The sequence below is a fragment of the Klebsiella sp. X13 genome, from assembly GCF_003323835.1.
GTDB classification, from domain to species: domain Bacteria; phylum Pseudomonadota; class Gammaproteobacteria; order Enterobacterales; family Enterobacteriaceae; genus Klebsiella; species Klebsiella ornithinolytica.
Map to the genome: position 1 here is coordinate 3,716,895 of NZ_CP030874.1, position 20,473 is coordinate 3,737,367.

General features: G+C 58.7%; 21 protein-coding genes. 12 read left to right on the forward strand and 9 right to left on the reverse strand.

Going from position 1 to position 20,473, the window contains the following annotated elements; translation table 11 throughout:
- From hutU to hutI, 4 genes are all read right to left on the reverse strand, one after another.
- Nucleotides 1-1,686 carry a urocanate hydratase gene (gene hutU, locus DSD31_RS17650; protein WP_032716926.1) on the reverse strand — a complete coding sequence of 562 codons (1,686 nt, stop codon included), beginning with the start codon at nucleotides 1,684-1,686 and terminating at the stop codon, nucleotides 1-3.
- Between the two features lie 143 nt (nucleotides 1,687-1,829).
- The gene (locus tag DSD31_RS17655; RefSeq protein ID WP_004859754.1) at nucleotides 1,830-2,555 is read right to left on the reverse strand and encodes a histidine utilization repressor; all 726 of its coding nucleotides are present in this window, start codon (nucleotides 2,553-2,555) and stop codon (nucleotides 1,830-1,832) included.
- 56 nt (nucleotides 2,556-2,611) lie between these two features.
- Complete coding sequence (hutG, locus tag DSD31_RS17660; RefSeq protein WP_044351686.1) at nucleotides 2,612-3,568, reverse strand: formimidoylglutamase; 957 nt, start codon at nucleotides 3,566-3,568, stop codon at nucleotides 2,612-2,614.
- The gene (gene hutI, locus DSD31_RS17665) at nucleotides 3,565-4,899 is read right to left on the reverse strand and encodes an imidazolonepropionase (protein WP_164489297.1); all 1,335 of its coding nucleotides are present in this window, start codon (nucleotides 4,897-4,899) and stop codon (nucleotides 3,565-3,567) included. The genes hutG and hutI overlap by 4 nt, the downstream gene beginning before the upstream one ends.
- A 250-nt stretch (nucleotides 4,900-5,149) precedes the next feature.
- Between hutI and DSD31_RS17670 the strand changes: the two genes are divergently transcribed.
- The 8 genes from DSD31_RS17670 (at nucleotide 5,150) to DSD31_RS17705 (ending at nucleotide 11,804) form a co-directional block, all read left to right on the forward strand.
- Nucleotides 5,150-6,433 carry a putative acyl-CoA thioester hydrolase gene (locus DSD31_RS17670; RefSeq protein ID WP_071359248.1) on the forward strand — a complete coding sequence of 428 codons (1,284 nt, stop codon included), beginning with the start codon at nucleotides 5,150-5,152 and terminating at the stop codon, nucleotides 6,431-6,433.
- 293 nt (nucleotides 6,434-6,726) lie between these two features.
- The gene (locus tag DSD31_RS17675) at nucleotides 6,727-7,278 is read left to right on the forward strand and encodes a tetratricopeptide repeat protein (protein WP_048024136.1); all 552 of its coding nucleotides are present in this window, start codon (nucleotides 6,727-6,729) and stop codon (nucleotides 7,276-7,278) included.
- The gene (locus DSD31_RS17680; RefSeq protein WP_072071430.1) at nucleotides 7,265-7,816 is read left to right on the forward strand and encodes a sigma-70 family RNA polymerase sigma factor; all 552 of its coding nucleotides are present in this window, start codon (nucleotides 7,265-7,267) and stop codon (nucleotides 7,814-7,816) included. The genes DSD31_RS17675 and DSD31_RS17680 overlap by 14 nt, the downstream gene beginning before the upstream one ends.
- Nucleotides 7,813-8,616 carry an anti-sigma factor family protein gene (locus DSD31_RS17685; protein WP_113991219.1) on the forward strand — a complete coding sequence of 268 codons (804 nt, stop codon included), beginning with the start codon at nucleotides 7,813-7,815 and terminating at the stop codon, nucleotides 8,614-8,616. The genes DSD31_RS17680 and DSD31_RS17685 overlap by 4 nt, the downstream gene beginning before the upstream one ends.
- A gap of 170 nt (nucleotides 8,617-8,786) precedes the next feature.
- Entirely contained in the window at nucleotides 8,787-9,359 is a 573-nt protein-coding gene (locus DSD31_RS17690; RefSeq protein ID WP_032716916.1) for a peroxiredoxin, read from the forward strand.
- Nucleotides 9,360-9,374: 15 nt separating this feature from the next.
- On the forward strand, nucleotides 9,375-10,613 hold the full coding sequence (locus DSD31_RS17695; protein WP_113991220.1) for a protein-disulfide reductase DsbD family protein: 1,239 nt from the start codon (nucleotides 9,375-9,377) through the stop codon (nucleotides 10,611-10,613).
- 17 nt (nucleotides 10,614-10,630) lie between these two features.
- A complete protein-coding gene (locus tag DSD31_RS17700) occupies nucleotides 10,631-11,182 on the forward strand; it encodes a sigma-70 family RNA polymerase sigma factor (protein WP_004859737.1) in 552 nt (183 codons plus the stop codon).
- A complete protein-coding gene (locus tag DSD31_RS17705) occupies nucleotides 11,175-11,804 on the forward strand; it encodes an NrsF family protein (protein ID WP_113991221.1) in 630 nt (209 codons plus the stop codon). Before DSD31_RS17700 ends, DSD31_RS17705 begins: the two co-directional genes overlap by 8 nt.
- A 137-nt stretch (nucleotides 11,805-11,941) precedes the next feature.
- Here the strand turns inward: DSD31_RS17705 and pgl are convergent, their stop codons facing one another.
- Nucleotides 11,942-12,937 (reverse strand): 6-phosphogluconolactonase, encoded by a 996-nt coding sequence (gene pgl / locus DSD31_RS17710; RefSeq protein WP_054829419.1) that lies wholly within the window; start codon nucleotides 12,935-12,937, stop codon nucleotides 11,942-11,944.
- 173 nt (nucleotides 12,938-13,110) lie between these two features.
- Between pgl and DSD31_RS17715 the strand changes: the two genes are divergently transcribed.
- On the forward strand, nucleotides 13,111-13,929 hold the full coding sequence (locus DSD31_RS17715; RefSeq protein WP_113991222.1) for a pyridoxal phosphatase: 819 nt from the start codon (nucleotides 13,111-13,113) through the stop codon (nucleotides 13,927-13,929).
- Here DSD31_RS17715 and modC read toward each other — a convergent pair whose 3' ends face one another.
- The 4 genes from modC to DSD31_RS17735 form a co-directional block, all read right to left on the reverse strand.
- Nucleotides 13,930-14,988, reverse strand: coding sequence for a molybdenum ABC transporter ATP-binding protein ModC (modC, locus tag DSD31_RS17720; protein WP_113991223.1), 1,059 nt, complete (start codon nucleotides 14,986-14,988; stop codon nucleotides 13,930-13,932). It abuts the gene before it with no gap.
- Between the two features lie 2 nt (nucleotides 14,989-14,990).
- Nucleotides 14,991-15,680 carry a molybdate ABC transporter permease subunit gene (modB, locus tag DSD31_RS17725; RefSeq protein ID WP_004859726.1) on the reverse strand — a complete coding sequence of 230 codons (690 nt, stop codon included), beginning with the start codon at nucleotides 15,678-15,680 and terminating at the stop codon, nucleotides 14,991-14,993.
- Nucleotides 15,680-16,453: a molybdate ABC transporter substrate-binding protein gene (gene modA / locus DSD31_RS17730; protein ID WP_004859724.1), complete on the reverse strand. Its 774-nt coding sequence runs from the start codon at nucleotides 16,451-16,453 to the stop codon at nucleotides 15,680-15,682. Before modA ends, modB begins: the two co-directional genes overlap by 1 nt.
- Nucleotides 16,454-16,611: 158 nt before the next feature.
- Complete coding sequence (locus DSD31_RS17735) at nucleotides 16,612-16,761, reverse strand: AcrZ family multidrug efflux pump-associated protein (protein ID WP_004859721.1); 150 nt, start codon at nucleotides 16,759-16,761, stop codon at nucleotides 16,612-16,614.
- A 153-nt stretch (nucleotides 16,762-16,914) separates the two neighbouring features.
- On the opposite strand from DSD31_RS17735, the gene modE reads away from it, so the two are divergent.
- From modE to galE, 3 genes are all read left to right on the forward strand, one after another.
- Nucleotides 16,915-17,703, forward strand: a complete 789-nt coding sequence (modE, locus tag DSD31_RS17740) for a molybdenum-dependent transcriptional regulator (RefSeq protein WP_015584862.1) — start codon at nucleotides 16,915-16,917, stop codon at nucleotides 17,701-17,703.
- A 67-nt stretch (nucleotides 17,704-17,770) separates the two neighbouring features.
- On the forward strand, nucleotides 17,771-19,246 hold the full coding sequence (gene modF / locus DSD31_RS17745; protein WP_015584863.1) for a molybdate ABC transporter ATP-binding protein ModF: 1,476 nt from the start codon (nucleotides 17,771-17,773) through the stop codon (nucleotides 19,244-19,246).
- Between the two features lie 206 nt (nucleotides 19,247-19,452).
- Nucleotides 19,453-20,469 carry a UDP-glucose 4-epimerase GalE gene (gene galE / locus DSD31_RS17750; RefSeq protein WP_004859716.1) on the forward strand — a complete coding sequence of 339 codons (1,017 nt, stop codon included), beginning with the start codon at nucleotides 19,453-19,455 and terminating at the stop codon, nucleotides 20,467-20,469.
- The last annotated feature ends 4 nt before the right edge of the window (nucleotides 20,470-20,473 follow it).

Consider the following 20,473-nt stretch of genomic DNA (forward strand, 5'->3'; position numbering starts at 1 on the left):
TCAGCGTTGCCCCTGCGTTGCTGCCACCATAGGAAGATTCAGTCCTTGTTCCGCCGCGCACTCAATCGCGATGTCGTAACCCGCATCGGCGTGACGCATCACCCCGGTCGCCGGATCGTTATGCAGCACGCGGGCAATACGCGCGGCCGCTTCGTCGGTACCGTCACAGACGATAACCATCCCGGAGTGCTGCGAGAAGCCCATCCCGACGCCACCACCGTGATGCAGCGACACCCAGGTCGCGCCGCTGGCGGTATTGAGTAAGGCGTTCAGCAGCGGCCAGTCGGAGACGGCATCGGAGCCATCACGCATGGATTCAGTTTCGCGGTTCGGGCTGGCAACCGAGCCAGAGTCAAGGTGGTCACGACCAATGACGATCGGCGCAGACACTTCACCGCTGCGGACCATTTCGTTAAAGGCCAGCCCCAGCTTCTGGCGCCACTCCAGCCCCACCCAGCAAATACGCGCCGGCAGTCCCTGGAAGCTAATACGCTCACGCGCCATATCCAGCCAGTGGTGCAGATGCTGATCATCTTTGATGATCTCTTTCACTTTGGCGTCGGTTTTGTAGATATCCTGCGGATCGCCGGAGAGGGCCACCCAGCGGAACGGACCGATGCCGCGGCAGAACAGCGGGCGAATATAGGCCGGGACAAAACCCGGGAAGTCGAACGCATTGTCGACGCCCATCTCCTGCGCCATCTGGCGGATATTGTTGCCGTAGTCGAAGGTCGGTACGCCCATTTCGTTGAAGGCCAGCATCGCCTGAACGTGGTCGGCCATCGAACGCTTGGCCGCCAGAATCGTCCCCTGCGGGTCGGATTCAGCTTTCGCCTGATACTCTTCCCAGGTCCAGCCTTTCGGCAGATAGCCATGCAGCGGATCGTGGGCGCTGGTCTGGTCGGTGACCATATCCGGGCGCACGCCGCGCTTCACCATCTCCGGCACGATATCGGCGGCATTGCCGCACAGGGCGATAGAGATAGCCCGGCCTTCGGCGGTGTATTTCTTGATGCGGGCCAGCGCGTCATCCAGCGACGTCGCCTGCTCGTCAACGTAGCGGGTACGCAGACGGAAATCGATCCGGCTCTGCTGACATTCGATATTCAGCGAGCAGGCGCCTGCCAGCGTCGCCGCCAGCGGCTGTGCGCCGCCCATACCGCCCAGACCGGCGGTGAGGACCCAGCGCCCCTTCAGGCTGCCCTGATAGTGCTGACGTCCGGCTTCGACGAACGTTTCGTAGGTGCCCTGCACGATGCCCTGGCTACCGATATAGATCCAGCTGCCCGCGGTCATCTGGCCGTACATCGCCAGACCTTTTGCATCCAGCTCATTGAAATGTTCCCAGGTCGCCCAGTGCGGGACCAGGTTGGAGTTGGCAATCAGTACGCGCGGTGAATTTTCATGGGTTTTAAATACGCCAACCGGCTTACCGGACTGCACCAGCAGCGTCTCATCGCTTTCCAGGTTTTTCAGCGCCTTCACGATAGCGTCATAGCATTCCCAGTTACGCGCCGCGCGACCAATACCGCCGTAGACCACCAGCTCATGTGGGTTCTCGGCAACATCGGGATCGAGGTTGTTCATTAACATACGCAGCGGTGCTTCGGTCAACCAGCTCCTGGCATTCAACGTCGTGCCTCGCGGTGCACGTACGTCTTGCTGGCGATATTTGCTTTGCGACATCGGGGTTTCTCCTGACAATTAACGTTGTTTACGTAGATACATATACTTGTCTATACAACTCTACGCAAGCCAGGATTTAACAGAAATGATACAATTTTGTTATATTGCGTCAGCAATCACGCTTTTGCCGACGCAGACGATTGTCAGGAAGTGAAGTGGCCCTGCAGCCGGTAGCGGCTACCCGGGAACAGAAGACGGGCGTGGGAAACAATATGCGTGGTAGACCAGGTACGGCGCCGGATCAGCAGGCAAGGATCGTGGGCATGGATATGCAGCAGTTCGCACTCTTTGGCGCTGGCCTGTACCGCTTCGACGATGTGCTCGCCTTCGGTTAACGGCGCAATCAGCGACAGGTAATCATGCGGTGTGGTGACGGTATAGTCCTGATGTAAATACGCCGGCACCACCGCCGCATTGACGCAGCGGTCTTCAATCTGTACCGGAATGTCGTTTTCAAAATGCACCATCAGAGAGTGAAAAATCCGCGTTCCTTCGGCGACATTCAGCGCAGCCGACTGGATAAGATCGGCTTCGGTCTCTTCCAGCAGCAGCACCTCGCAGCGGTGCTGATGGCGACGGGAGATAATCTCGTCGGCGATGCTCCGCACTTCAAACAGCGCCGACTGCCCTTTCGGCTCCGCGACAAAAGTACCGACACCCTGCAAACGTACCAGTAAACCTTCATCCGTGAGTTCACGCAGCGCCCGATTGATCGTCATGCGACTGAAACCAAACTGGGCCACCAGTTCCGCCTCGGAAGGAATGCGGTCGTGGGGACGCCAGACGCCGCGCTGAATCTTTTCGCTGATCGCCTGCTTCACCTTTTCATAAAACGGGGCAGGCGCGGTTCGAGGTTGCTGTGAAAACATAGCCTGACTTTCCTTATACTCAATGGGCGGCGAAACGGTCAGAATATACTGAATCGTCAGCGCCACCAATGGGCGATTTGCCATGCCAGCCGGGCCGCCGCACGGGCCCCCTGGCTGTCAATGTCAAACTGCGGATTAAACTCCACCAGATCCACCGCCTGCAGTTTTCCGCTGCGGCATAACGGTTCAACGATGCGCAGCAGGATCGCCAGCGGAATGCCCAGCGCCGCAGGCGCCGAGACCGCCGGCATTTCGCGCGCCGGCAGCACATCCAGATCGATGGTCAAATAGAGCCTGTCGTAGAGGGCAATATTACGCGCGATTTCCGGCGCAACCTGCTGATCATAGGCCTGCAGAACGTCCAAATCCTCCACGATCCGCACCTCGCGACGCGCCGCTTCATCCCACAGCGCCTGGGTGTTCGCCGCACGGCTGGCGCCGATACAGGTATAGTGAAACCCGCGCTGCTGCGCGTCGCACTCCAGTGCCAGCTGGCGGAACGGCGTACCGGAGCTGGCCTGCTCAGCGATGCGCAAATCCAGGTGCGCATCGAGGTTAATGATCCCGACCTTCTCTCCGGGGAAAGCGTCGAGCACTCCCGCGCCATGACCGAATGCCGTCTCATGCCCGCCGCCGAGAACCAGCGTGCGTTTGCCTGCGCGCAGGCAGGCGGCCACCGCTTCGCGCAGCGCCTGCTGGGCGGTCTCCAGCCCTTCACCAGCGACGCCGATGGTACCCATATCGACACAGCGCTCGTGGCCGCTGTGGCTGGCCATATTCGCCAGCGCCCGGCGTAGCGTTTCCGGCCCCTTTTCGGCCCCGGTACGTCCGCGGTTGCGGCGAACGCCTTCATCGCAGGCAAACCCCAGCAGGGCAATATCCCCCGGTAACGTCTGTGGTGCAAAACGTTCGGCCCGCACGATAGTCTGAAACAGGCGCAGCGCATTGGCGGCTTCCGCGCTGTCGTCACGCCCTTGCCAGATATCGGCGGGGGTCGGTTGCCACAATGTCATTGCATTTCTCCTCGCACAACGCGATGCCAGAGCGGGCTCCGCCCCGGTTCATAGACCATTTCAACCGGATGTTCAGCATCCCAGATAGCAAAATCGGCAACAAACCCCGCCGCCAGCTGGCCGTGGCTATTCTGGCGCCCCAGCGCCTGCGCGGCATGACGCGTCACGCCCGCCCACGCCTCTTGCGGAGTTAAGCCAAATTTGACGCAGGCCATGTTCATCGCCAGATGCAGGCTGGCAAAGGGGCTGGTACCCGGATTGTAATCCGTCGCCACCGCCATCGGCACCTGATACTGACGCAGCAGCTCGACCGGGGGTTTGCGGGTTTCATTGAGGAAATAGAACGCGCCGGGCAGCAGCACCGCTACCGTCGCGCTGCGGCTCATCGCCGCAACCCCCTCTTCCGTTAAATATTCGATATGATCGGCCGAGAGCCCCTGATAACGGCTCACCAGCTGCGCGCCGCCCAGCGAAGAGAGCTGTTCAACATGCCCTCTGACCGGAATACCGCGGGCCTGCGCGGCCTGGAATACGCGTTCGGTCTGCTGCGGGCTGAAGCCGACGTTTTCGCAGAAAACATCAACGCTTTCAAACAGCCCCTCCTCCCACAGCGTCGGCAGCAGGGTTTCACACACCAGCGTAATATAGGCGTCCGGGCGGTCTTTATATTCCGGTGGCGTGGCGTGAGCGGAGAGCAGCGTCGGCGACAGCTCGACCGCATTGTTCTGCGCAAGCTGGCGCGCCACGCGCAGCATTTTGCGCTCGTTTTCCAGATCCAGCCCGTAGCCGGATTTAATTTCAAGCGTGGTCACCCCCTCGCGAAGCAGTCGCTCCAGCCGCTGCTGAGCCAGCGCTAACAGCTGCGCTTCGCTGCTTTCACGGGTGGCGCGCACCGTTGAGTTAATGCCGCCGCCGTTGGCACTGATCGTCTGGTAGGAGACGCCGTTCAGACGCTGCTCCCACTCCTGCGCCCGACTACCGCCGAAGACCAGATGGGTGTGGCAATCAATCAGTCCCGGCGTCAGCAGCCTACCGCCAAGATCAATACTCGGCCCGGCCGGGGCCTCATTTTCAGGCACAATGGCTTCAATCCGGCCATTGCGCACCAGCAGCGCATGACCATCCCGCAGGCCGTAAGGCTGCGAATCATCAGGGTTGAGAGTGGCGAGGCGGGCATTTCGCCAGATAACGCGATCGGAGGTGGCTTCAGTCATACCAGTCAGCTTGTCATGGGTTGTATAGACATTTATTTTCATTCCACGCGGAATGTCAATAAAAGCAGAGGGAATTGTTATTTTTTTGTGACCGGACGCGGGCGAAGCTCCGGCCATCTGCCCGGTTCAGGCGAACTTTTTCGCGCAGCGTCTTCCCGTTTCGCTCGACTTAGTATAAAAAGCAGGTTTTAAAGGACGTTATACGCGTAATTCATTCCTTGCCGGCCTGACGCCGCTTGCATGTTTTTTGTATAATGCCCTCCCCAAATCATTCGGGTTGCTTTGCGGCGGAAATCAACAAATACGCCAACAGAGAGGCAGCCTGAAGAATGACAGGTCTTGTTAATTGATTCTTGCCCGGAGCAACATGAACACATTCTCAGTTTCCCGCCTGACGCTGGCACTGGCTTTTGGCGTGACGTTATCCGCCTGTAGCTCAACCCCTGCCGATCAACAGCCCTCGACGCAGACTGCGCCGGGCACCGCCTCTCGCCCTGTGTTGACCGCTGATGAAGCGAAAAACTTCACGCCGGCAAGCTATTTCCAGTCCCTGGATCCAAACGCCGCGGCGTGGACCCCGGCGGCCATCAGCATACCGTCTCAGCCTGACTTCGTCGTCGGCCCGGCGGGCGCTCAGGGCGTGACCCATACCACCATTCAGGCTGCGGTTGATGCGGCTATCGCCCGCCACTCCGATCGTCGTCAGTTTATTGCGATTATGCCGGGTGAATATACGGGTACCGTTTATGTCCCTGCGGCACCCGGTGCGCTGACGCTGTACGGTACCGGCGAGAAGCCGCTGGATGTGAAAATCAGCCAGGCTATTGACTCGGAGATGGACGTGAACACCTGGCGCCACCTGGTCAACCCGGCCGGTAAATATATGCCAGGTAAACCGGCGTGGTATATGTTTGACAGCTGCCAGAGCAAACGCGCCGCCACCGTCGGCGTGATGTGTTCAGCGGTATTCTGGTCGCAGAACAATGGTCTGCAGCTGCAAAACCTGACCATCGCCAACAACCTCGGCGACAGCGTGGATGCCGGGACTCACCAGGCCGTTGCGCTGCGCAGCGATGGCGACCAGGTCCAGATTAACAACGTCAACATTCTGGGTCGCCAGAACACCTTCTTCGTCACCAACAGCGGCGTGCAGAACCGTCTGCAAAACGATCGCCAGACCCGTACCCTGGTGAGCAACAGCTACATTGAAGGCGATGTTGATATCGTTTCCGGCCGCGGTGCCGTCGTGTTTGATAACACCGATTTCCGCGTCGTGAATTCACGCACCCAGAAAGAAGCCTACGTCTTTGCACCGGCAACGCTGAAAAGCGTCACCTACGGCTTCCTGGCCGTGAACAGCCGCTTTACCGCCTCCGGCGACGGCGTGGCGCAACTGGGACGCTCTCTCGATGTCGACAGCGCCACCAGTGGCCAGGTGGTAATCCGCGACAGCGCCATCAATGAAGGCTTTAACGTGGCGAAACCGTGGGCCGACGCGGCAATCTCCAACCGCCCGTTCAGCGGTAACACCGGCGCCGTAGATGCGAAGGGCGTGCCGCAGCGTAATCTCAACGACAGCAGCTTCAACCGCATGTGGGAATACAATAACCGCGGCGTGGGCAGCGTGGTTGTCGCCGAACCGAAGCAGTAAATCTTCACGAGGGGGAGCGCGTCTCCCCCTTTTTTACTCTCTTTTTCCCTCTCTTTTTCTGAGCGACGTTCTCTTTCGCGACTTACCCCTCTGCATTTTTCCTCCGCTCCGCCTCCTCAATTCATCGCTAGCGCAGCCGCTTCTCTTGCGCGTGCAAAAAATAGCGTTTTCTGGCGAATAAATATCCCCGCTGATGCGTTTACTCTCTGTAAGAACACAACGGCCATCCGGCACGGTTCCCCCCGACAGGGAGGCCGCCGGGTTATCCGCATCGTTGCTCCTGGAGACGAAAAATGAACACCCTTATCTCATCAATTCTGCCGGCTTCGCGCCGCTTAATGGTCCCGGCACTGCTATGTTTGTTCTATGCATCGTCGTCATTCGCCATGGGCGATAACAGCACCCAGAGCAAAACGCCGGACTGCCCCAGCGGGCAGGTATATGACAGCGTCAGCAAGCAGTGCGTCCCGGATAAAACCAGCAGTCTTAGCGATCAGGATAAAACCAACTACGCCTATCATCTGGCGAAAAAAGGGCAATATCAGGCGGCACTGAACCTGCTGGATTCGCTGAAAAACGGCAATACCGCCGAAGCCTGGAACTACCGCGGCTATGCCACCCGTAAGCTCGGACGGACGGATGAAGGGATTGGCTATTATCAGCGCGCGCTGGCGCTTGAGCCCAACTACGCCAAAGCGCGTGAATATCTTGGCGAAGCGTGGATGGTAAAAGGCCGCCGGGATCTGGCGCAGGAACAGCTGAAAGTGATTTCCGGGATTTGCGGTCAAAGCTGCGAGGAGTATCGCGATTTGCAGGCCGCCATTAACGGACATCCGGAATCCTGAAGCCCACCGCGAGGGTAAAAAAATTACTACCAGCGACGTTCGCTCACAGCTTGCCGCACATCTGGCCCGTCTTTGGCGCTACGGGCTGATTCTGTCGCACAATCGCGATATTGCCGAAGAGCTGGTTCAGTCAACCTGTGTTCGCGCGCTCGAACGGAGCGCGCAGTTTACGCCGGGCACCCGCATCGACCGGTGGCTGTTCACCATTCTCCACTCCATCTGGATTTCCGAGCTGCGGGCGCGTCACGTCCGAATGGGGCAAGGCTTCGTCGAAAATGACCCGCAGCTTGCCACCGACGACCGCGAAATGAATGAAGATCATCGCCAGTATCAGCAACTTATGCGCCGAGTCAGCGCCCTGCCGGAAGCCCAGCGCAACGCGGTGTTTTTAGTTTATGTTGAAGGTTTTACCTATCAGGAGGCGGCCGATACGCTATCGGTCCCCATCGGTACGGTGATGAGCCGGCTGGCGGCGGCGCGATCGACGCTGGCAAAAACGCCCGCTACCTCCGCTGCAGCCAGGGAGAAACGCCTGTGAAATCATCCTTTTTTACTCCGCCCTATGGCGATGAGGCCATTATTGCCTGGCTGGATGGCGAAATGAGCGCTCCCGACGCTCTCCGCTTTGAAGCCGCCTTCAGAGAGGATCGGCAGCTGGCCGCGCGCACCGCCGAACTGAAGAGCATCCCGCGGAATTATCAGCAGGCGTTTGCCCCGCTGCTGGAACAGGCCCCCGTCGCGCGCATGCAGAACCGACTTGATGCCCATCTGGCGGCAATGCCCGCGCCGGACAGCGCTGCACCTCCCCCGGCCTTTAGCCGCCGCGCCATGATTGCCGCCTCGCTCGCGTTTTTACTGATCGGCAGCGGCTTAGGCTATCTGGCTCGTCCCGCTCCCGGCGAACCTGATGAGAGCGAAAACATTCGCGATCTCGAGGCCCGTTACATGTCGCTGTATAGCGCGGAAACCCTGCTCGATATGGACAGTTCACCGGCGATATTACAGCGCGGCCTGACGCGCACCGCCGAAGATATCGGTTTAGCGCTCAACCCGCAGCAGCTTGCGCTGCCGGGCGCCGAGCTAAAAATGGTGCGCATTCTGCGTTACGAGCGCACCACCATTGCGCAGATCGCCTGGATTCACGCGGCGTATGGGCCGATGGCGCTGTGCATCTCTGCGGCCAGCCCGCAAAACGAGACCAGGATAGTCGCGGAACGGCGGCACGACATGAACCTCGCCTGGTGGCGCGCTAACGGATATCAGTTCGTGCTGATTGGCCGCAATCCTCGCGCACAATTGCACGATAACGCCCGCAAACTGCAGGACTTACTGTCATAGGCAATGTCGCCCTTCGGGGCGATGATTCGCTCAACATCGCTGAGAACTGCCGTCGGCCATCGCATCCGGCCGCTAAATATTTTTCACCCGGCGAAACTTTCTTTCTCACTCCGGCGAACTGTATAGCAGAGTCACCTGACCAGAACGCCCTGACATCGCTGGAGCTAATAATGAAACTGATGAAAAACCTTGCTCGTTCTTTGACCCTGACCGTCGCGCTTGGCCTGTCCGCCACCGCGTTTAACGCCGGCGCGGCGCTGCCCGTCGGCGCAAAAGCCCCTGCTTTCGAACTGCAGGGCGCCTTAGCCGGTAAACCGATCGCCTTCTCCCTGCAGCAGGCTTTGCAAAAGGGGCCGGTGGTGCTCTATTTCTTCCCGGCGGCATTTACCGCCGGCTGCACCATTGAGGCCCACGCTTTCGCCGAAGCCACCGATGAATTCAACAAAATGGGCGCTACCGTCATCGGCGTCACCGCCGGTAACACCGATCAGGTCAGCGATTTCTCTAAACTGGAGTGCCGCGATAAGTTCGCCGTCGCCGCGGATCCGGGGGCAAAAGTCGCCGCGCAGTATCAAACGCTGATGGAGATGAAAGGTAAGACCGTTTCTGACCGGACTTCATTTGTCATTGCGCCGGACAACACGATTCTGCTCAGCTACACCGATCGAAATCCGGATGCTCATATTGAGAAGACCCTGGCCGCCGTCAAGCAGTACGACGCCGCCCACCCGCAAACCCACTAAGCGAAGAGGCCAGCGATGCTCACCGCCATGCTGGCCGCCTTTATTGGCGGCATCATACTCAACTTTATGCCCTGCGTTTTTCCGGTCATCTCCCTGAAAGCGCTCGGGCTTCTGCGCCATGCGGATAACGCCGTGGGCGCTCGTCGCGAAGGGCTGGCTTTTTTACTTGGTGTGATGGTCACCATGATGCTGTTGGCCGGTGTTCTGCTGGCTGCCCGCGCCGGCGGCGTCGCTGTCGGCTGGGGGTTCCAGCTGCAATCGCCGCTGGTGATTGCCCTGCTTTCGCTGGTGATCCTCGCCGCAGCGCTGAACCTGCTGGGGGTGTTCGAGGTCGGGCTATCGGCGCAGCGTGTCGGCGCTCTGGATATTGGCCGCGGCGCCTTTTTACGCTCGGCGATGACCGGCGCGCTGGCAATCGTCGTTGCAACCCCGTGCGCGGCGCCGTTTATGGCCAGTGCGATTGGCTATGCGCTGGTGCAGCCGCCGGCCACCGCGCTGGTCGTGTTTTTTGCCCTCGCGCTCGGCTTTTCCGCTCCGTTCACCCTCGTCTCACTGTTTCCGGCGCTGGCTTCTCTCCTCCCCCGTCCTGGCGGGTGGATGGATATTCTTAAACGTGCGCTGGCCTTTCCGATGTTCGGCGCTTACGCCTGGCTGGTTTGGGTGCTGGCGCAGCAGGCCGGTAGCAGCGCGCTGGCGACGCTACTGGCGGCCTCCGTGGTGCTGAGCTTTGCTGCCTGGATCTATGGTATCGCCCAGCAGCGCCGCTTTCAGGGCAAAGGGCATAAGCGCCTGTTCGCCGTCACCGGCCTGCTCGCCGTCGCGGTTATTGCCCCGCTGGCCGGTCTGATTCAGGCTGATTCCGTGTCGCCCGGCGCACAGACTGTCGCGACCGCCGAAACCGCTGCGGAAAAATGGACGCCGCAGGCTGTCGAGGCGCAGCGCGGCCACGGCAAAGCGATCTTTGTTAACTTCACCGCCTCCTGGTGTATCACCTGCCAGGTTAACGAAAAGACATCGCTTTCAACCCAGGCCGTAAAAGAGGCGCTGGCAAAAACCGGGACGCTGTATATGGTGGCAGACTCGACTAAATTTAATCCGGACGTCGATGATGCGCTGAATCAATTTGGTCAGGGCGGTCTGCCGCTGTACGTGGTCTATCCTGCCGATGGCGGGCCGCCGAAAGTACTGCCGCAGCTCCTGACTCCGGGCATCGTCGTGAACGCCCTGAACCAGGCAACCGGCAAAAAAGCATAAACGCAACAAGGCGGATTATGGAAATAAACGACAGCGCGCGTGAAAGCTGGCCCGCGCTAATGGAGCAGGCGCAGGCGGGCGATCAGCTCGCCTACACCCGGCTGTTAAAAGCGCTGGTTCCGGTCATTCGTTCGCAGATACGTAAGCGAATCGCCGACGACGCGTTAGTCGAAGATGTGATTCAGGATGTGCTGCTGACGGTGCATCGGGTACGCCATACCTACGATCCGAGCTACCCTTTTTTGCCCTGGCTGATGGCGATTATTTCGGCGCGGGCCGTTGATGCGCTGCGCCGTCGCGGCCGCTATCAGCAGTGGGAGATCCCCGAAGAGACGCTGCCGGAACCGGCAACGTCAGCAGATCCGCAAAAGCGGGATAGTCGGGAGGAGCTGGCGGGCTATTTGCGCCAGCTCCCCTCCCGCCAACGAGCCATTGTGGAGCATGTCCATCTGCGCGAAATGAGCCTGACGGAAGCCGCTGCACATAATAATCTGAGTGTCGCCGCAGTGAAATCGCTGCTGCATCGGGCGCTGAAAAACCTGCGCCGTTTTGGAGCTCATCATGACTAATCATGACCTGTTAATTGACAAACTGGGGCGCGACATGCGGCCGGTGAAACGCCTGCCGTCGACCGGCTGGCGGGTTCTGACCTGGCTGGCAGCGGCGCTGCCGTGCGCGGTTGCCGCCAGTTTCCTTGTGCAACGCAGTCCGACCGACTGGTCACAGCCCGGCGCCCCTCTGGCGGTGGTGCAGCTGCTGCTGGCTTTTGTGCTCGGCGCGCTGGCGATTCGCAGCGCCTTCACGATGAGCATTGCCGGCCGGCGTTCGCTCAGCTGGAAAGCCCTGCTGCCGATTGGGCTGATGTGGCTGGGGTTGAGTATCAGCAGCATTCCCTATCCGGCGCTGCGGGTGGCGGAGAGCGACAGCACGCCCTGCTTTACCTTTTTGCTGGTGGTCAGCACGCCAATGATGGCGCTGATGATCGCCAGTCTGCGCCGCACCCGAACGCTGCATCCGGTGCGCAGTCTGGCAATGGCGGGACTGGGCATTGCCAGCATGGCGGTCAGCCTGCTGGCGTTTTGCCATCCGGTGCATCTGCACCCGATGGATTTTGTCATGCATCTGGCGGCGATAGTCACAATCGTGGCGCTGACGGTGTTGGTTGGCAGGCGCTGGGTGGCGCTGGATTAGCGGGCGTTCTCTACCGCTCATCGCTGCGCTATCGGGTCTGGTCATCCATCAGGTTGATGGCACTTTGTTTGCCGGCGCTTCAGACTACGCTAACCGATAAAAAACCTCGCCGCGGCGAGGTTTTTTATCTCAGCAACTTAGTAAGCGTTAACGACCACCCACATTGGCCCCTGACCGACGGCATAGCGCCCTTTCTCTGTCAGCAGCCCCTGCTCACCGACGATCTCATAGACCGCAATATGGTGTGATTTCTGCCCCGCAGCGATCAGATATTTACCGCTGTGATCGAGATTGAAACCGCGCGGCTGCGCCTCCGTCGGCTGATACCCTTCAATGGACAGCACGCTGCCATCTTCGGATACGCTGAAAATGGTGATGATGCTGGCGGTGCGGTCACAGGCGTACAGATGACGGCCATCCGGCGTCAGATGAATATCCGCCGCCCAGCGTACGTCGGTAAAACCGGCGGGCATCATATCCAGCGTCTGGACGCACTCAATTTCGCCATGCGGATCTTTCAGCTCCCAGACGTCAACGGAGCTGTTCAGTTCATTCACGCAGTAGCCGTATTGCTGATTCGGATGGAACACCATGTGACGCGGGCCAGCCCCTTCAACGGTGGTCACTTCCGCCGGTTCTTGCGCCGCGAGGAAGCCATCATCGCTGAGGGTAAACAGGCAAATACGATCCTGTTTCAGCGCCGGGACCCACAGGGTGCGGTTGTCGGGCGAAATATTGGCCGAGTGACACCCTTCCAGCCCTTCCACAACGGCCACCGTTTCACCCGGCAGACCATCGATCAGCGGAGTAACGCTCACGCAGCCGGCGTTATAGGACGCGCTGAAGACAAAACGGCCCTGATGATCGGTCGAAATATGCGTCGGGCTGCCCGGCAGCGCCGCTTCGCCGGCGAAAGTCAGCGCGCCGTTATCGGGCGCAATGCGGTAAGCCAGGACGCGAAACTCCGGACGTACGCCAACGTAGAGATACTCTTTATTCGGGCTCACCACCATCGGCTGAACCTGACCCGGGGCATCCACAACCTGAACAAGCTTCAGGTTACCCTCAAGATCGAGACTCCAGACATGAATCTGCTGGCTTTCCGGGCTGGCGGTATAAACGGTTTGTTTCATGACTGCTCCTTTCCTCACTGCACAGGGAAAACGTATACATTTCATTCATCAAGCTGCTGAGCTGATGCAATGTATAGACTCTTTTAACGGTAGATGCTGAAAAATTTGCCCCGCAGGCATAGCGGTGTACCATCATGCCAGGCAATTTTTTCATCATTAACCGGAAACAACACATGACATCACGCGTGATTGCACTGGATTTAGACGGCACCCTGCTCACCTCCAACAAAACTATCCTGCCCGCCTCGCTGGAGGCCCTGGCCCGCGCCAGAGCGGCAGGGTTCCAGGTGATCGTCGTCACTGGCCGACATCACGTCGCTATCCATCCTTTTTATCAGGCACTGGCTCTGGATACACCTGCAATTTGTTGTAATGGCACTTATTTGTATGATTATCAGGCAAAAAAGGTTCTGCAGTCCGATCCGATGCCGGTTGATAAAGTGTTGAGCCTGACCGATATGCTCGCCGCGCACGATATTCACGGCCTGATGTATGTCGACGACGCAATGCTCTATGAACGTCCGACCGGGCACGTTATCCGTACTAGCCGCTGGGCACAGTCGCTGCCCGTCGAGCAGCGTCCGGTGTTCACCCAGGTCGCTTCGCTGGCGCAGGCCGCCCGCGACGTCGAGTCGGTGTGGAAGTTTGCCCTCACCGATGAAGATATACCTAAGCTGCAGCAGTTCGCCCTTGATGTGGGTCAGACGCTGGGTCTGGAGTGCGAATGGTCGTGGCACGATCAGGTCGATATCGCCCGCGCGGGCAACAGCAAAGGCAAGCGCCTGACGCAGTGGGTGGAAGCTCAGGGCCTGTCCATGCAGGACGTGGTGGCCTTTGGCGATAACTATAATGACCTCAGCATGCTGGAAGCCGCCGGAACCGGCGTGGCGATGGGCAATGCGGTTGAGGAAGTCAAAGCGCGCGCCAACGTGGTCATTGGCGAAAACGAAAGCAACAGTATTGCCGACTTCATCAACCGCAACCTGCTGTAATCAGGCGGCAATCGATACGCTTTTAATCTGCGCATACAGGCATTGACCTGGCGTGACCCCCAGGTCATCTCTGGCCCACGGGCTGATGCGCGCCCACAGCGGACGGCCGCTGACGTTCAGCTGCACTTCGATCTGTCCGTGTGTTTCAAGACACTGCACGACCCGCGCCGACAAAATATTGCGAATGCTGGTCTGCTGCGGCTGTTCGAGCACCAGCGAGACGTCGGAGGCCTGAATGCGAATTCGCGTCGCCTCGCCGATTGGCCGATCGAGATAGTTCACCCAGATCTGCTGCTCGCCCAGCGCCAGCGCGGTCATGGCATAACGGGGATGCTGTGCGGCAACGGACACGTTCAGTATTGTGCTCTGCTGATCCGGCGGCAGCCACGGATGCATCACGCTACTGCTCCATACCTCCTCCAGATCGCCAAAGGCTTTGACCCCCCCCTCCTCCAGCACCAGCACCTTATCCGCCAGATGTTGAATCTCATCAAGCGAGTGGCTGACGTAGAGCATCGGGATATGTATTTCCCGCGCCAGCCGCTGCAGGTACGGCAGAAGCTCACGTTTACGAGGGATATCCAGCGAAGCCAGCGGCTCATCAAGCAGCAACAGCTCAGGTGCGGTGAGAAGCGCTCTGCCAATCGCCACACGCTGCTTTTCTCCGCCGGACAGCCCTCCCGGCAGGCGATCAAGCAGCGGTTCGATACCGAGCAGCGCCACCAGCTTATCAAACTGACCGGCCATACTTTTCGCCATACCGTACTTCAGATTACCGCGCACCTTATAGTGCGGAAACAGGCGTGCATCCTGAAACACATAGCCCACCCGCCGCTTTTCCGGGGCCAGGCAGATACGTTTTTCTGTGTCATTTAAAACCCTGCCGTTGAGCACAATTCGCCCTTTCTGCGGCCGGGTCAGGCCGCTGATGGCATTAATCAGCGAGGTTTTGCCTGCGCCGGAGACGCCAAAAACGGCGGTGATACCGCTGGCAGGCAGCGTTTCATCGATACTCAGGCAGTGGCTGCCCAGCGTCTGGGTAAAATGGAGTTCAAGCATGGTTATTTCCCCGTCCGCACGCGGCTGAGCCGCGCCAGCCATTCAGAAACCAGCAGCGAAACCAGCGCCAGCACGATGGAAATCAAACATAAGCGCGCGGCGGCCCCTTCGCCGCCGGGGGTTTGAATCAGGGTATACATCGCCGAAGGAATAGTGCGCGTTTCCCCCGGGATATTGGAGACAAAGGTAATAGTGGCGCCAAACTCCCCTAGCGAACGGGCGAAAGCCAGAACGGTACCGACGATAATGCCCGGCAGCGTCAGCGGCAGCGTTATCGTAAAAAACACCCGCCAACGGCCCGCCCCCAGAGTTCGCGCCGCCTGTTCCAGCTTCACGTCCACCCCTTCCAGCGCCAGACGAATGGCCCGCACCATCAGCGGAAAGGACATGACCGCCGCCGCCAGCACCGCCCCACGCCAGCTGAAGGCAAAGGTCAAACCGAACCAGTCATATAGCCAGCTGCCGATAAAACCGCGCCGACCCATGGCAATCAACAGCAGGTACCCCACCACCACCGGCGGCAGCACCAGCGGCAGGTGGATAATACTGTCGAGCAGCGCCTTTCCGGGGAAATTGCGCCGCACCAGCAGCCATGAGATAAAAATCCCAAAAGGTAAGCTTAACACCACCGCCAGGGATGAGACTTTCAGGCTCAGCAGTACCGCCTGCCATTCGGGATCGCTTAAAATCATTAGCGGGTGGTAAATCCGTATTGTTTGAAGATGGCGGCCGCCTGCGGTCCTTTCAGGTAGTCGTAAAATCCGGTGACGGTGGCATTTTTATGCCCGTCGACGATAGCCAGCGGGTATTCAACTTTCTTGTGCGAATCTTCCGGGAACGTCCCGACCACTTTCACACCTTTGCTCGCCACCGCATCGGAACCGTAGACGATACCCAGCGGGGCTTCGTTACGCTCAACCAGCGCCAGCGCTCCGCGCACGTCTTCAGCCGGTGCCAGTTTCGGCGCCAGCGTCTCCCAGGCACCCAGTTTTTGCAGCGCTTCTTTGGCGTAGATACCTGCCGGCACGTGCTCCGGGTCGCCAACGGCCAGACGGCCGCCTTTCAGCAGGCTGGTCCAGTCGGTTTTGTTGTTAATCACTATGTCGCCCTGCGCGCTGGCTTCAGGCGCGACAACGACCAGGCTGTTGCCAAGCAGCGTTGCACGCGAGGCGGTATCAATCGCTTTTTTCTCGACCGCGTAATCCATCCATTTCTGGTCGGCAGAGATAAACAGATCCGCAGGCGCGCCGGCTTCGATTTGCCGTGCCAGCGTTGATGAAGAGGCAAACGAGGAGACCACATCGACGTTTTTCTCTTTCTTATAGGCCTTCGCAATATCCTGCATTGCATTCGTTAACGATGCCGCGGCAAACACCGTAATTTTCCCTTCTTCTGCCAGCGCGTGCCCTGCGACGGAAAGTGTTAGCGTCGCTCCGGCAAACAAGCGTAACCATTGACGTGCCATCTGAAACTCCTGTAGTTGCGTTATGTATATGACAATATAACGATAAGATCAGGGTTTTCCCAGCGCGAATTGGTGGTAGCCAGAGGAGGATCAAAAGAGGGTGAAAAAAAGAAAAGAACGAGGAAATGAAAACGCCCGGAAAACCGGGCGCCGGGAAATCAGTTGTTCTGCTGGCCGCGATCTTTGTGACCTGCGCCGGAGAAGATGTTAAACACTTCGCCCAGACCGTAAATCAGACCGAGGATGATGGCCATCACCACCGGGACCATGACAACGGCAAAAACCAGACTTTTCAATAGCTCTAACATGGTTGGCTCCAGAAAGTACGAATGCTTTATTGTAACCGCTTCAGCTGGAAAAACACGCCCCATTTGTGCGGTGGCTGGCCGATAACGGCGACAGATGCATCTTGCAAGATGCCCGCTATCGGTCACAATACTCTTTTTTGCCAGGATATCATTATGCAGGCTGAAATTCTTCTGACCCTCAAGCTACAGCAGCGCCTGTTTGCCGATCCGCGTCGTATCGCCCTGTTAAAACAGATCGATTCCACCGGTTCGATTAGCCAGGGCGCGAAAAACGCGGGCATTAGCTATAAAAGCGCATGGGACGCCATCAATGAGATGAACCAGCTCAGCGAACAGACGCTGGTGGACAGGGCTACCGGCGGTAAAGGCGGCGGCGGCGCCGTGCTGACCCGCTACGGACAGCGGCTGATCCAGCTGTACGATCTGCTGGCGCAAATTCAGCAAAAAGCTTTCGATGTGTTGAGCGACGACGATGCCCTGCCTCTCGACAGCCTGCTGGCCGCTATTTCGCGCTTCTCGCTGCAGACCAGCGCGCGTAACCAGTGGTTTGGTACCATCACCGGTCGCGACCACCAGCAGGTACAGCAGCATGTCGACGTGCTTCTTGCCGATCGTCAGACCCGCTTAAAAGTCGCTATCACCGCGCAGAGCGCAGAGCGCCTTGGCCTGGATGAGGGTCAGGAAGTGCTGGTGCTACTGAAGGCTCCCTGGGTGGGGATGACTCAGGATCCGGCGGTTGCCAAAGAGGCCGATAACCAACTCGCCGGGCGGATCAGCCATATCGAATACGGCCCGGAACAGTGTGAAGTGCTGATGGCGCTGCCTGATGGCCAGAGTTTGTGCGCCACCCTACCGCTGGAACAGACCCGAAAACTGGCAGAAGGTGCTGAGGCGATAGCATATTTTAATGCCAATCGAATCATTCTCGCCACGTTATGCTGACGGCATTGACATTGCGCGCGTGACGACGTATCCCTGTGGCAAATCGCTGCAAAAAGTGGGATACACAATGTCATCATTGCAAATTTCGCAAGGCACGTTTCGCCTGAGCGACACAAAAACGTTAAAAATCGAGCACCTCACCGTTGGCGCTGGCGAGAGCTGGGCCTTCGTCGGCAGCAACGGCAGCGGGAAGTCGGCGCTGGCTCGCGCGCTGTCCGGTGAGCTCACCCTGCTGTCCGGCCAGTATGAAAACCGCTTTTCCCGGGTAACCCGCCTCTCCTTCGAACAGCTGCAGAAGCTGGTCAGCGATGAATGGCAACGCAACAATACGGACCTACTCAGCCCAGGCGAAGAGGACACCGGCCGCACGACGGAAGAGATTATTCAGGAAGAGTCCAAAGACGCCGCCCGCTGCGCGCGTCTGGCGGAGTTGTTTGGCATTACTTCTTTGCTCCAGCGCCGCTTTAAATACCTCTCCACCGGAGAAACGCGTAAAACGCTGCTCTGTCAGGCGCTGATGACGCAGCCGGACCTGTTGATTCTCGATGAGCCGTTTGACGGCCTGGACGTGGCTTCCCGCCAGCAGCTTGCCGGGCTGCTGGAGCGGTTGCACCTCGAAGGGCTCACGCTGGTCCTGGTACTCAACCGCTTCGACGAAATCCCGTCGTTTGTCCAGTTTGCCGGCGTGCTGGCCGATTGCACCCTGAGCGAAACCGGCGAAAAGCAGGCGCTGCTGCAACAGGCGCTGATTGCCCAGCTGGCGCACAGTGAAAAACTGGCTGGCATGAGCTTACCGGAACCAGACGCCCCCGCCGCCCGCCATGCTCTCGACGCCGGGGCCCCGCGCATTGTCCTGCGGGATGGCGTGGTGTCATACAACGACCGGCCGATCATCGAGCGCCTGAGCTGGACGGTTAACCCCGGTGAGCACTGGCAGATCGTCGGTCCCAACGGCGCCGGGAAATCGACCCTGCTCAGTCTGGTGACCGGTGACCATCCGCAGGGCTACAGCAACGACCTGACCCTCTTTGGCCGCCGCCGCGGCAGCGGTGAAACCATCTGGGACATCAAAAAGCATATTGGCTACGTCAGCAGCAGTCTGCATCTTGAGTACCGCGTCAGTACCACGGTTCGCAACGTGATCCTGTCGGGTTATTTCGACTCTATCGGTATTTATCAGGCCGTTTCTGATAAGCAGCGCAAGCTGGTGCAGAACTGGCTGGATATACTGGGAATCGACAAACGTACCGCCGATGCGCCGTTCCACAGTCTCTCCTGGGGACAACAACGGCTGGCGCTGATCGTCCGGGCGCTGGTGAAGCATCCGACGCTGTTGATTCTTGACGAGCCCCTGCAGGGACTGGATCCGCTTAACCGTCAGCTGGTACGGCGCTTCGTGGATGTTTTGATTAGCGAAGGTGCCACTCAGCTGCTGTTTGTCTCCCATCACGCCGAAGATGCGCCGGACTGCATTACCCATCGTCTGGAGTTTGTGCGCAGTGGAGACGGTTACACTTATCAGGTCGGTCCACTCACGGACTGAGCCAAAACAGGGGGCCATGCCCCCCTGTTTTTTTTCAGAGAAATAACCAGAAAAACAATCAACATGCTGTTTTTAAACACTAAAAAGTAAAAATATCGCATTGTGTCTTTTAGTGTAAGCGATTCCACCAATTTGGCCTGTGTCACACTTTCCACTTCTTTGATATGCTATCTTCATCACACACGATAAGCCTATTGGAGCGAATCATGAAAGTACTGGTTACAGGTGGTAGCGGTTACATTGGAAGTCATACCTGCGTTCAACTGCTGCTGCAGGGACATGAAGTGATTATTCTCGACAATCTCTGCAACAGTAAGCGCAGCGTATTGCCGGTCATTGAACGTCTCGGCGGGAAAACAGCCACCTTTGTCGAAGGCGATATTCGTAATGAAGCGCTGATGACGGAAATTCTGCACGATCACGCTATTGAAGCAGTGATCCACTTTGCCGGCCTGAAAGCCGTCGGCGAATCCGTCGCGAAGCCGCTGGAATACTACGACAATAACGTCACCGGTACACTTAAATTAGTTTCCGCCATGCGCGCCGCTGGCGTGAAGAACTTTATTTTTAGCTCCTCCGCGACCGTCTACGGCGATCAGCCGAAGATCCCTTATGTCGAAAGCTTCCCGACCGGTACGCCGCAGAGCCCGTATGGCAAAAGCAAGCTGATGGTCGAACAAATTCTGACCGACCTGCAAAAAGCCCAGCCGGACTGGAGCATTGCGCTGCTGCGTTACTTCAACCCGGTCGGCGCGCATCCGTCAGGCGACATGGGCGAAGATCCGCAGGGTATCCCGAACAACCTGATGCCTTATATCGCGCAGGTGGCCGTTGGTCGTCGCGAATCGCTGGCCGTTTTCGGCAATGATTATCCGACCCCTGACGGTACCGGCGTACGCGACTATATCCACGTCATGGACCTCGCCGACGGCCACGTTGCGGCGATGGAAAAACTGGCGGGCCGCGAAGGCGTACACATTTATAACCTCGGCGCAGGCGTCGGCAGCAGCGTCCTCGACGTGATCAATGCCTTCAGTAAAGCCTGCGGCAAACCTGTTAATTACCACTTCGCGCCGCGCCGCGATGGCGACCTCCCGGCCTACTGGGCGGATGCCGAAAAGGCCGACCGCGAGCTGAACTGGCGCGTTACGCGCGACCTTGACGAGATGGCGCAGGACACCTGGCACTGGCAGTCCCGTCATCCGCAGGGTTACCCAGACTAAGGAA

Bases quoted from the DNA above. Each gene is read 5' to 3' on its own strand.
- hutU (WP_032716926.1), bottom strand. From the start codon at position 1,686: ATGTCGCAAAGCAAATATCGCCAGCAAGACGTACGTGCACCGCGAGGC.
- DSD31_RS17655 (WP_004859754.1), bottom strand. From the start codon at position 2,555: ATGTTTTCACAGCAACCTCGAACCGCGCCTGCCCCGTTTTATGAAAAG.
- hutG (WP_044351686.1), bottom strand. From the start codon at position 3,568: ATGACATTGTGGCAACCGACCCCCGCCGATATCTGGCAAGGGCGTGAC.
- hutI (WP_164489297.1), bottom strand. From the start codon at position 4,899: ATGGCCGGAGCTTCGCCCGCGTCCGGTCACAAAAAAATAACAATTCCC.
- DSD31_RS17670 (WP_071359248.1), top strand. From the start codon at position 5,150: ATGAACACATTCTCAGTTTCCCGCCTGACGCTGGCACTGGCTTTTGGC.
- DSD31_RS17675 (WP_048024136.1), top strand. From the start codon at position 6,727: ATGAACACCCTTATCTCATCAATTCTGCCGGCTTCGCGCCGCTTAATG.
- DSD31_RS17690 (WP_032716916.1), top strand. From the start codon at position 8,787: ATGAAACTGATGAAAAACCTTGCTCGTTCTTTGACCCTGACCGTCGCG.
- DSD31_RS17695 (WP_113991220.1), top strand. From the start codon at position 9,375: ATGCTCACCGCCATGCTGGCCGCCTTTATTGGCGGCATCATACTCAAC.
- DSD31_RS17700 (WP_004859737.1), top strand. From the start codon at position 10,631: ATGGAAATAAACGACAGCGCGCGTGAAAGCTGGCCCGCGCTAATGGAG.
- DSD31_RS17705 (WP_113991221.1), top strand. From the start codon at position 11,175: ATGACTAATCATGACCTGTTAATTGACAAACTGGGGCGCGACATGCGG.
- pgl (WP_054829419.1), bottom strand. From the start codon at position 12,937: ATGAAACAAACCGTTTATACCGCCAGCCCGGAAAGCCAGCAGATTCAT.
- DSD31_RS17715 (WP_113991222.1), top strand. From the start codon at position 13,111: ATGACATCACGCGTGATTGCACTGGATTTAGACGGCACCCTGCTCACC.
- modC (WP_113991223.1), bottom strand. From the start codon at position 14,988: ATGCTTGAACTCCATTTTACCCAGACGCTGGGCAGCCACTGCCTGAGT.
- modB (WP_004859726.1), bottom strand. From the start codon at position 15,680: ATGATTTTAAGCGATCCCGAATGGCAGGCGGTACTGCTGAGCCTGAAA.
- modA (WP_004859724.1), bottom strand. From the start codon at position 16,453: ATGGCACGTCAATGGTTACGCTTGTTTGCCGGAGCGACGCTAACACTT.
- DSD31_RS17735 (WP_004859721.1), bottom strand. From the start codon at position 16,761: ATGTTAGAGCTATTGAAAAGTCTGGTTTTTGCCGTTGTCATGGTCCCG.
- modE (WP_015584862.1), top strand. From the start codon at position 16,915: ATGCAGGCTGAAATTCTTCTGACCCTCAAGCTACAGCAGCGCCTGTTT.
- modF (WP_015584863.1), top strand. From the start codon at position 17,771: ATGTCATCATTGCAAATTTCGCAAGGCACGTTTCGCCTGAGCGACACA.
- galE (WP_004859716.1), top strand. From the start codon at position 19,453: ATGAAAGTACTGGTTACAGGTGGTAGCGGTTACATTGGAAGTCATACC.